We start from the raw sequence: 11,150 nt of genomic DNA on the forward strand, positions 1-11,150 counted from the left end.
TCATTTCCACATACTTTTCAGAACCGAAACCTCCCTTATTTAGCGGGTTCAGAGGGGTTATCCACGAATTCACATCCCCTACTACTACTAAGACGGAATTTTTTATATTTATATATATAACACAGCGTGTGAAAGGAGTTATACACAGATGAAAATTGTTTGCAGTAAATCGAATCTTGTAAAAGGTGTAAATATTGTTTCCAAGGCAGTTCCTTCTAAAACAACTATGCCTATTCTGGAATGTATACTAATTGACGCGAATATGGATGTGATAAAGCTCACTTCTAACGACATGGAATTAGGAATTCAGACAGAAATAGAAGGAGAAATTATCAAACACGGTATGATTGCCATAGATGCAAAAATATTTTCAGAAATCGTAAGAAAACTACCGGATAATGATGTTATAATAGAAACTGATGAAAATCTTCAGACAACAATTACCTGCGAAAAGGCTAAATTTAATATCTCAGGTAAATCAGGAGAAGATTTTGCTTATCTGCCTATTATAGAAAAAAACGAAACTATAGTAGTATCACAATTCACATTAAAAGAAGTAATAAGACAGACAATATTTTCCATAGCGGATAATGAAAGTAATAAATTAATGACTGGTGAATTGTTTGAAATTCATGATAACATTTTGAGAGTTGTTTCTTTAGATGGACACAGACTTTCTATTCGTAAGATTGAATTAAAACAGCAATATTCTGACAAAAAAATTGTAGTCCCGGGTAAAACGCTTATGGAAGTAAGCAAGATTCTTTCAGGAGAAGCAGAAAGTGAAGTATGTATGTACTTTACAAATAATCATATTGTGTTTGAATTCGACAGGACGGTAGTCGTATCCAGATTAATTGAGGGAGAATATTTTAAAATTGATCAGATGCTTTCCAATGACTATGAGACGAAGGTTAAGATAAATAAAAAAGAATTGTTAAATTGTATCGATAGAGCAACTCTTTTGGTAAAAGAAGGAGATAAAAAACCGATTATCATTAATATAGGCGATGAAATTATGGAGTTAAAAATTAAATCACAGCTTGGCTCCATGAACGAAGATATTGTGATAAATAAAGAGGGAAAAGATTTAATGATAGGATTCAATCCCAAATTTTTGATTGATGCGCTCCGTGTTATTGATGACGAAGAAGTAGATCTTTATTTGATGAATGCAAAAGCTCCATGCTTTATTAAGGATGAAGATGAAAATTATATTTATTTAATTTTACCGGTTAATTTTAATGCAATATAGGAGAACAGATGGAAACTATAAAATTGAGAGAAGAATTTATCAAACTTGGACAGGCTTTAAAAGCGTGTGGTCTTGTAGAATCAGGAGTAGAGGCAAAAGAAGTAATTCAGGATGGAATGGTAAAGGTGAATGGAGTTACGGAAACTCGTCGTGGAAAAAAATTATATGGCGGAGATATCGTATCTTATGATGGGGAAGAGATAAAAATTGAAGATTAAGTCTTTAAAATTGAAGAATTTCAGAAATTATGATTTATTGACTTTGGATTTTGATCCATCAACCAATATTTTCTATGGCGATAATGCCCAGGGAAAGACAAATATCCTGGAATCTGTTTATATGTGTGGTACTACAAAGTCTCATCGTGGGACTAAGGACAGAGATATGATTCGATTTGGGGAAGAAGAATCACATATAGAAGCAATCATCGACAGAAATGGAACTACTTATCAGATTGATATGCATCTGAAAAAAAATAGTCCGAAAGGTATTGCTATTAATAAAATACCAATCAAAAAAGCAAGTGAATTGTTCGGAATTGTGAATATTGTATTTTTTTCTCCGGAGGATCTGAATATTATAAAAAATGGTCCTTCTGAAAGAAGAAGATTTCTGGATTTGGAATTATCACAGCTTGATAAGGTATATCTCAAAAATCTTGCTAATTATAATCGTATTGTAAATCAAAGAAATCATTTATTAAAAGATATTGGTAATCAGGAAGACCTTTTGGGTACTTTAGATATATGGGATTTACAATTAATTGAATATGGTACTAAAATAATAGAAAGAAGAAAGAAATTTATAGAACAAGTAAATGAAATAATTTCTATAGTACATAAAAAAATTACCGGAGGCAGAGAAAAGATAAAACTATTGTATGAGCCGTCTATCGGTATTTATGCGCTGGAGCAGGCGTTGAAGAAGAGCAGAGAAAGAGATATTAGAATGAGAAGCACATCCGTCGGTCCTCACAGAGATGATATTTGTTTTTTGAATGAGGATATAGATATCCGGAAATTTGGTTCTCAGGGACAGCAGAGGACGGCAGCACTTTCTTTAAAGCTTTCAGAGATAGAGTTAGTAAAAAGAGCAACGAAGGATAAACCGATTCTTTTACTTGATGATGTATTGTCTGAACTTGATAAACACAGGCAAAACTATTTATTAGACAGCATTAATGATATACAAACTTTGATTACCTGTACAGGCGTGGATGAGTTTGTAAATCACAGATTTTCTATAAACAAAATATTCCATGTCCGGGAAGGACAGGTAGTAAAAGAAAATTAGGAGGAGAATATGAGTACAGAGAAGGTACAACATGAGTATGGTGCGGACGAGATTCAGATTCTGGAAGGTTTGGAAGCTGTAAGAAAGCGGCCGGGTATGTATATTGGAAGTACTTCATCGCGGGGACTCCATCATCTGGTCTATGAGATTGTAGATAATTCAGTGGATGAAGCACTTGCAGGATTCTGTGATACGATTGTAATAACAATAAATAAAGACAATTCAGTAACTGTAGTCGATAATGGACGTGGGATTCCCGTTGGAATTAACCATAAATCAGGTCTTCCTGCCGTCGAAGTTGTATTTACCGTCCTTCACGCGGGAGGAAAATTCGGAGGAGGGGGATATAAAGTATCCGGCGGGCTTCATGGTGTAGGTGCATCTGTCGTCAACGCATTGTCTGATTGGCTGGAAGTAGAAATATGTAATGAGGGAAAGGTATATAAACAGAGATACGAGCGTGGAAAAGTCGTTCAGAAATTAGAGATTGTCGGACAATGTGAAGAGGGAAAGACCGGGACAAAGGTTACATTTATGCCGGATGGCACGATATTTGAAGAAACGGTCTTTGATTATGATGTATTGAAACAGCGTTTCCGGGAGATGGCATTTCTTACCAGAGGACTGAAAATCATCTTAAGGGATGAAAGAGAAGAAGATGGGGTGAAAGAAAAAACTTTCCATTATGAGGGAGGAATCAAGGAATTTGTAACCTATCTGAATAAGAGTAAGTCAGCTCTCTATGAAGATGTTATTTACTGTGAAGGAACAGTGAATAACGTACAGGTAGAAGTAGCGATGCAGCACAATGATTCTTATAGTGATAATACTTATGGCTTCGTAAATAATATTACAACTCCGGAAGGAGGAACTCATATTGTAGGTTTCCGGAATGCATTGACCAAGACTTTTAATGACTATGCAAGAAAAAATAAATTACTAAAAGACAGTGAGCCAAATCTTTCCGGTGAAGATATCCGGGAAGGTCTTACGGCGATTGTCAGTGTGAAAATAGAAGAGCCTCAGTTTGAAGGACAGACGAAACAGAAACTTGGGAATAGTGAAGCAAGAGGAGCTGTGGATAGTGTTGTAAGCAGACAGCTTGAAATTTATCTGGAGCAGAATCCGGCAGTTGCTAAGATGACAGTTGAAAAATCAGTACTTGCGCAGCGGGCAAGAGAAGCTGCGAGAAAGGCAAGAGATCTGACAAGAAGAAAATCAGCACTGGATGGAATGTCACTTCCCGGAAAACTTGCAGACTGTTCTGATAAAGATCCAAGTAAATGTGAGATATACATTGTTGAGGGAGATTCTGCAGGTGGGTCTGCAAAGACAGCGAGGGACAGAGCAACACAGGCAATCCTTCCGCTGCGTGGAAAGATTTTGAATGTAGAAAAAGCAAGATTAGATAAAATTTACGCAAATGCAGAAATAAAAGCCATGATTACTGCATTTGGAACAGGGATTCATGATGATTTTGATATTTCAAAATTAAGGTATCATAAAATTATTATTATGACAGATGCGGACGTTGACGGAGCACATATCAGTACATTGTTACTTACATTTTTATATCGCTTCATGCCGGAATTAATTAAACAAGGATATGTGTATCTGGCACAGCCTCCACTCTATAAGCTGGAAAAGAATAAGAAAGTATGGTACGCCTATAGTGATGACGAATTGGATAGTATCCTTCAGGAAGTAGGAAGAGACAGTAATAATAAGATTCAGCGCTATAAAGGTCTTGGAGAGATGGATGCAGAGCAGCTTTGGGATACGACGATGGATCCGGAACATCGGATTCTTCTGCGTGTAACGATGGATGATGAGACAACTTCTGAGCTTGATCTTACATTTACTACTTTAATGGGAGATAAGGTAGAGCCAAGACGTGAATTTATTGAAGAAAATGCGAAATATGTTAAGAATCTGGATGTATAGGAGGAAGTAAGAAAGTATGGAAGATAATATTTTTGATAAAGTCCACGAAGTGGATCTGAAGAAAACAATGGAAACTTCTTATATCGACTATGCTATGAGTGTCATTGCTTCCCGTGCACTGCCGGATGTAAGAGATGGTTTAAAGCCGGTTCAGAGAAGAATTTTATATTCTATGATAGAGCTGAATAATGGTCCTGATAAACCGCACAGGAAATGTGCGCGTATTGTTGGAGATACTATGGGTAAATATCATCCTCATGGAGACAGTTCTATTTATGGAGCTCTTGTAAATATGGCGCAGGAATGGTCTACCAGATATCCTTTAGTGGATGGACATGGAAATTTTGGCTCTGTGGACGGGGACGGTGCGGCTGCTATGCGATATACAGAGGCACGGCTGAGTAAGATTTCCATGGAGCTTACGGCGGACATTAACAAAGATACAGTGGATTTCGCACCAAACTTTGATGAGACAGAGAAAGAGCCGGTTGTTCTTCCGGCACGTTTTCCGAATCTTCTGGTAAATGGAACTTCGGGTATTGCTGTAGGTATGGCTACGAATATTCCGCCGCATAATCTGAAGGAAGTTATTGATGCAGTGGTTAAAATTATAGACGATCAGATTGATGAAAATGGCGAGACGACTATGGAAGATATTCTGGAGATTATCAAAGGTCCGGATTTTCCGACAGGAGCTGTGATACTCGGTAAAAAAGGTATCGAAGAAGCTTATCGTACAGGACGTGGAAAAATAAGAGTACGTGCAGTAACTGATATAGAATCCATGCCAAATGGTAAGAGCAGGATTATTGTAACGGAACTTCCTTTTATGGTAAATAAAGCACGGCTCATTGAAAAGATTGCCGAACTGGTAAGAGATAAGAAGATTGATGGAATTACGGAATTGAGCGATCAGTCAAGCCGTGAAGGTATGAGAATCTGTATTGAACTCCGAAGGGATGTTAATCCAAATGTTCTGCTCAATCAGCTTTATAAGCATACACAGCTTCAAGATACTTTTGGTGTTATTATGCTTGCTCTGGTAGGAAATGAGCCGAAAGTCATGAATATCCTTGAGATGCTGCATCACTACCTGAATCATCAGGAAGAGGTAGTAACGAGAAGGACGAAGTATGAATTAAATAAAGCAGAAGAGCGTGCCCATATTTTACAGGGATTATTAATAGCCCTTGATAATATCGATGAAGTAATTAAAATTATCAGAGGTTCTGCAAATGTACAGACAGCAAAATCAGAATTGATGGAGCGTTTTGATTTATCTGAGGTACAGGCTCAGGCAATTGTAGATATGCGTCTGCGTGCACTTACGGGTCTGGAAAGAGAGAAGCTGGAAGCAGAATATGCGGAATTAATGAAGAGGATTGGTGAATTGAAAGCAATTCTGGCAGATAGAAAGCTGCTTTTGGGCGTAATTAAAGAAGAGATTCTTGTAATTAAAAATAAGTATGGAGATGAAAGGAAAACATCAATCGGATTTGATGAATTTGATATTTCTACAGAAGATTTGATTCCAAAACAGGATGTCGTTATTACTATGACGAAGTTGGGATATGTAAAAAGGATGTCTCATGATACTTTTAAAGCACAGCACCGGGGAGGTAAAGGTATTAAGGGAATTCAGACTCTGGAAGAAGATTATGTAGAAGAATTATTTATGACCCATTCTCATCACTATATTATGTTCTTTACAAATACAGGACGGGTATACCGGATGAAGGCGTATGAAATACCGGAGGCAGGCAGAACGTCCAGAGGAACAGCTATTATAAATCTTCTTCAGCTTCAGCCGGGGGAGAAGATTACAGCGGTAATACCAATTGATGAATATAGAGAAGGGGAATATCTTTTCATGGCTACCCGAAGGGGACTTGTGAAAAAGACTCCTATTACAGATTTTTCCAATGTACGTAAAACCGGCCTTGCAGCGATTACTCTCAGAGAAGAGGACGAACTGATAGAAGTAAAATATACAGATAATAACAGAGATATTATTATGGTTACAAAATATGGTCTTTGCATCCGATTTAGCGAAAAAGATGTTCGTTCTACAGGAAGGACATCTATGGGAGTGCGAGGCATGAATCTGGGTGACAGAGACGAAGTAATTGGCATGCAGCTTGATTCTCAGGGAAGTCATTTGCTGATCGTATCCGAAAAAGGTATGGGAAAACGTACTCTTATGGGAGAATTTGGCAGACAGAACCGAGGCGGTAAGGGTGTAAAATGTTACAAGATTACAGAAAAAACAGGCAACGTAGTTGGTATTAAGGCTGTGGATAATGATAATGAGATTATGATTATCAATACAGAGGGAATCGTTATAAGAATGAAATGTGCAGATATTTCTACATTAGGACGTGTAACTTCTGGTGTGAAGCTTATAAATCTGACTAATGAAGTTACGGTTGCGAGCATTGCAAAGGTAAGAAAAGGCGATGAAGATGAAAGTAACGAAGAAGTTTCTAAAGAATCAGAAAAATAAATAAAAAAAGTAAAATGCAGGATATAATTCAGAAAAAGAATAATTATGAATTATATCCTGCATTTTTTTATTTTATAACACCACAGCCTATTTTTGTGCCGGAATCTCCGGAAGGCTGGCTTCTGAAATCATCAGGCATATCATGAATGATAACTGTTCTTCCAATGATGTCTTCCGGGAAGAATCTATCTGTGTAGAATTCGCACCATACCATTCCTTTATTTCCCATAAGTACAGGCATATCACCGACATGATAAGGATGCGGTTTCTTTTCCGGATTGTAGTGCCCTCCCGCATCTTTAAAAGGATCGGCAGTATTACCGGTACAGCTTCTGCCTTCATGGATATGAAAACCATAAAAATTGCCGGAACTATTTTCCGGAAGACCGGTAATATGGACAGTTACAATAGTTCCGCCATGTACACCATAAAAATGTACCTCTCCTTGTATATTGGGATAGGCAGAACTTCCTTTTATGGATGCATAAGCATCAGATGTTAAGGAAAGATTGTTTTGCATATACTGCGCTCCTAATTTATTTTATGTATTAATTTATGCGCAGAAATAAAATGTGACACGAAATTATGCAGTTTCGTTGTTTAATTCACGAATAATAATTTCAGCTACTTTTGTAACTGTATCAGAAACAAATTGTGTACATTGTGCTTTCCTTTCCGGTGAATTTTTTTCTTTTCCTCTGGTAAGGACGCGACAGCATGTAGCACCGCAGGTTTCTTTAAAATAATCGTGCAATTCATTAGTGAGCTGAAAGCATTTTGTAATTTTGGGATCGCCGGGTGTTTTTCTTCCGAAAAAATACCCAAGGCACATGGTTCCGCCCGCTAATGCTCCACAGATGCATCCGCCGCCGCCGAGCCCCCAGGGAAATCCGGAACTCATCGCGATTGCATCGTCGGATAAATCAATTTCAAAGTTTTTTCTAATGGCATAGATGACAGATTCGGAACAGGCAAAGCCGGCGTTGAATATTTCTACGGCGTCTTTCCGAAGCTGATCCATGTCTATTGCTGTAGTCATAAACAGACCTCCTTTATCAAATGATTTTTATTTATAACAACATTTTATATCAATAAAGAAAGATTGAAAAGTAAAAAATATTGCAGTGAACTTTGACATAGATAGATTTACCTATTATACTTAGAAATATGGCAGAAATATCCTATTCATAATTTTGGAGGAAAGAGATGCGTACAGTAGATGTAAAGGTAATCACAAAGAATATTAAAGAAATGTGTATAGAAGTAAATCATTATCTGTCAAAAGATATGGATATAGCAATGAAAAATGCTGTTAATAATGAAAAAGCTCCCCTTGGAAAACAGATTTTAAATCAGCTTCAGGATAATCTTAAAATAGCGGCAGAAGATATGATTCCAATTTGCCAGGATACAGGAATGGCTGTTGTTTTTCTAGAAGTGGGACAGGAAATTCACTTTGAAGGAGGAAATTTAACAGACGCAGTAAATGAGGGAGTCCGTCAGGGATATGTGGAAGGATTCTTGAGAAAATCTGTAGTAAAGGATCCTATTTTACGTGAAAATACGAAAGATAATACACCTGCAGTTATTCATTACAATATAGTTCCGGGAGATAAAGTGAAAATTAAAGTTGCTCCAAAAGGGTTCGGCAGTGAGAATATGAGCCGGGTATTTATGTTGAAGCCTGCAGATGGAATAGAAGGTGTGAAGAATGCAATTCTTACGGCAGTGAAAGATGCAGGACCCAATGCATGTCCTCCGATGGTTATAGGCGTAGGAATAGGCGGGACATTTGAAAAATGTGCGCTCATGGCAAAAGAAGCTTTGACCAGAGAAGTAGGAAGCCATTCTGATATTGAATGGGTAAAAAATCTTGAAGATGAGATGTTGGAAAATATCAATTGTCTTGGAATAGGGCCAGGAGGGTTAGGAGGTACAACAACAGCTCTTGCTGTAAATATAAATACTTACCCAACCCATATTGCAGGGCTTCCGGTAGGGGTGAATATATGTTGTCATGTAAACAGGCATATCAGCAGGGAGGTATAGAAGATGGAACGACATATTCAGGCACCAATTACTAAAGAAGAGGCAAAGAAGCTGCAGTCCGGGGATTATGTATATATTACAGGAACTATTTATACCGCTCGTGATGCAGCGCACAAAAGGATGGATGAAACTATTCATAGAGGAGAACAGTTACCTCTTAATATTGAAAATGAAGTAATTTATTATATGGGTCCATCACCTGCGCGAGAAGGCAGACCAATCGGATCGGCAGGTCCTACTACTGCAAGCCGGATGGATAAATACGCTCCAGAACTTCTTGATATGGGACTTGGAGCTATGATTGGGAAAGGAAAGCGAAATCAGGCAGTAGTGGATGCAATTATCAGAAATGGGAGTGTATATTTTGCGGCAATAGGAGGGGCAGGAGCATTATTGTCTAAATGCATCAAAGAATCAGAAGTAATTGCTTATGATGATTTAGGCACAGAAGCAATCAGGCGGTTAAAAGTAGAAGATTTTCCGGTTATTGTAGTAATAGACTGCGAAGGAAATAATCTTTATGAAACTGCAATTAAGGAGTACCAGAGACAATGAAAAGAATACTAATGATGGTTTTTCGTAATATACTGCTTGTCCCCATTATGTGGATAAAATTATGTTATCATGCAAACCATGTGGATAAATATACAGAAGAAGAACATTATAAAATGCTTCGCTTTATTACACGTAGGGCAAATAAAGGCGGAAATGTTACAATAGATGTACATGGACAGGAAAATATCCCCTCAAAAGATGGTTTTATATTTTTTCCAAATCATCAGGGACTTTATGATGTACTGGCAATCATGGACGCATGTCCGAGGCCATTTTCTGTTGTGGCAAAAAAAGAAGTGGAAAATATTCAGTTTTTGAAACAAGTATTTTCATGTATGAAAGCATATATGATTGATAGAGAAGACGTACGCCAGGCAATGCAGGTTATTGTAAATGTTACGAATGAAGTGAAAAATGGAAGAAATTATATTATTTTTGCAGAAGGGACACGTTCTAAAAATGGAAATCATCCTGGAAATTTTAAAGGAGGAAGCTTTAAAGCAGCGACAAAAGCAAAATGCCCGATTGTGCCGGTAGCATTGATAGATTCTTTCAAGCCATTTGATACTAATACAATAAGTCCGGTAACTGTACAGGTACACTTTTTGAAGCCTATGTTATATGAAGAGTATAAAGATATGAAAACAACGGAGATTGCGGCAGAGGTAAAAAGAAGGATTGAAGAGGTTATTGAAAAGAACTGTCATCAATACAAGTAAAACGCAGCAGTTTAGTTATATACAAAGTGCACAAAGAATCTTCATTTTCAAACAAGTTTTAGCTTAGATTTTTGTGATTTTGTGCATGGCTGAACTGTTACAGTAAAACATTGAAAAAATTCATTGACAATTGGCGAAGGGTTTAGTATAATAACCTTCGCTGGAGAAATACTCAAGAGGCTGAAGAGGCGCCCCTGCTAAGGGTGTAGGTCGGGTGACCGGCGCGAGGGTTCAAATCCCTCTTTCTCCGTTAAGGCAAGAACTGCTGAAAATTTTCAGTAGTTTTTTATTTGCCTTGTAAGGTGACTTCTTTATGGAAGATATAGTAGTTTCTTCTATAATAAGACACCATCATATAGAGGTTTGAAAAAAAGTTAAAAAAGTTTAAAAAAACTGTTGACAAGCCTATGTAAAATATGATATTATGTTTGAGCTGACTCAGTGAGACAGCAAAACGGAACCTTGATAACTGAACAATAGACAACGACCCTGAAAATTCTAAAAAGAGAAAATTCAGAGAACAAGCATCCATGAGGATGCGACCTAGAAACAGTAATAACGGGATAGGAAAGCTAGTAGTTTTCCTGAACGGAATTGAACTTGAGAAAAAGCCGCGCAAAGGTGTGGCTTTGGATAAAAGGTGTTGCTCCGACAGTTCTAAGATTTGAAAAAACCAAATCAAGAACTGCGGAGCGCATAAACGGTAAGGTCTGTGAAAGACCAGACCTAAGCTTTTTATGCGAGAGTTTGATCCTGGCTCAGGATGAACGCTGGCGGCGTGCTTAACACATGCAAGTCGAACGAAGCACTTTTGATTGATTTCTTCGGAAAG

At 37.5% G+C, this 11,150-nt stretch carries 10 protein-coding genes, 1 tRNA gene and 1 rRNA gene; 10 read left to right on the plus strand and 2 right to left on the minus strand.

Annotation, left to right across the window (positions count from 1 at the left end; genetic code table 11):
* Positions 1 to 148: 148 nt before the first annotated feature.
* The 5 genes from dnaN to gyrA are packed head-to-tail and all read left to right on the plus strand — an operon-like array spanning position 149 to position 6,995.
* A complete protein-coding gene (dnaN, locus tag OCV99_RS13525; RefSeq protein WP_158371268.1) occupies positions 149 to 1,255 on the plus strand; it encodes a DNA polymerase III subunit beta in 1,107 nt (368 codons plus the stop codon).
* A gap of 8 nt (positions 1,256 to 1,263) precedes the next feature.
* On the plus strand, positions 1,264 to 1,473 hold the full coding sequence (locus OCV99_RS13530; protein ID WP_158371269.1) for an RNA-binding S4 domain-containing protein: 210 nt from the start codon (positions 1,264 to 1,266) through the stop codon (positions 1,471 to 1,473).
* Positions 1,463 to 2,548: a DNA replication/repair protein RecF gene (recF, locus tag OCV99_RS13535; RefSeq protein WP_158371271.1), complete on the plus strand. Its 1,086-nt coding sequence runs from the start codon at positions 1,463 to 1,465 to the stop codon at positions 2,546 to 2,548. The genes OCV99_RS13530 and recF overlap by 11 nt, the downstream gene beginning before the upstream one ends.
* Before the next feature lie 9 nt (positions 2,549 to 2,557).
* Positions 2,558 to 4,492 (plus strand): DNA topoisomerase (ATP-hydrolyzing) subunit B, encoded by a 1,935-nt coding sequence (gene gyrB / locus OCV99_RS13540; protein ID WP_158371273.1) that lies wholly within the window; start codon positions 2,558 to 2,560, stop codon positions 4,490 to 4,492.
* Between the two features lie 16 nt (positions 4,493 to 4,508).
* On the plus strand, positions 4,509 to 6,995 hold the full coding sequence (gyrA, locus tag OCV99_RS13545) for a DNA gyrase subunit A (protein WP_158371275.1): 2,487 nt from the start codon (positions 4,509 to 4,511) through the stop codon (positions 6,993 to 6,995).
* 67 nt (positions 6,996 to 7,062) lie between these two features.
* Here gyrA and OCV99_RS13550 read toward each other — a convergent pair whose 3' ends face one another.
* Both OCV99_RS13550 and OCV99_RS13555 read right to left on the minus strand, forming a co-directional pair.
* A complete protein-coding gene (locus OCV99_RS13550) occupies positions 7,063 to 7,515 on the minus strand; it encodes a superoxide dismutase family protein (RefSeq protein WP_158371276.1) in 453 nt (150 codons plus the stop codon).
* 63 nt (positions 7,516 to 7,578) lie between these two features.
* Positions 7,579 to 8,034 carry a C-GCAxxG-C-C family protein gene (locus tag OCV99_RS13555; RefSeq protein ID WP_158371278.1) on the minus strand — a complete coding sequence of 152 codons (456 nt, stop codon included), beginning with the start codon at positions 8,032 to 8,034 and terminating at the stop codon, positions 7,579 to 7,581.
* A gap of 167 nt (positions 8,035 to 8,201) precedes the next feature.
* On the opposite strand from OCV99_RS13555, the gene OCV99_RS13560 reads away from it, so the two are divergent.
* From OCV99_RS13560 to OCV99_RS13580, 5 genes are all read left to right on the plus strand, one after another.
* Positions 8,202 to 9,044: a fumarate hydratase gene (locus OCV99_RS13560; RefSeq protein ID WP_158371280.1), complete on the plus strand. Its 843-nt coding sequence runs from the start codon at positions 8,202 to 8,204 to the stop codon at positions 9,042 to 9,044.
* A 3-nt stretch (positions 9,045 to 9,047) separates the two neighbouring features.
* Entirely contained in the window at positions 9,048 to 9,599 is a 552-nt protein-coding gene (locus OCV99_RS13565; protein ID WP_158371282.1) for a Fe-S-containing hydro-lyase, read from the plus strand.
* Complete coding sequence (locus OCV99_RS13570; RefSeq protein ID WP_158371283.1) at positions 9,596 to 10,318, plus strand: lysophospholipid acyltransferase family protein; 723 nt, start codon at positions 9,596 to 9,598, stop codon at positions 10,316 to 10,318. Before OCV99_RS13565 ends, OCV99_RS13570 begins: the two co-directional genes overlap by 4 nt.
* Before the next feature lie 162 nt (positions 10,319 to 10,480).
* Positions 10,481 to 10,568 (plus strand) — tRNA-Ser (locus OCV99_RS13575).
* A 485-nt stretch (positions 10,569 to 11,053) separates the two neighbouring features.
* Positions 11,054 to 11,150: ribosomal RNA gene (locus tag OCV99_RS13580) — 16S ribosomal RNA — on the plus strand; the annotation flags it as partial.

Origin of the sequence: Dorea acetigenes (genome assembly GCF_025567385.1) — a bacterium.
Classification (GTDB): Bacteria; Bacillota; Clostridia; order Lachnospirales; family Lachnospiraceae; genus Claveliimonas; species Claveliimonas acetigenes.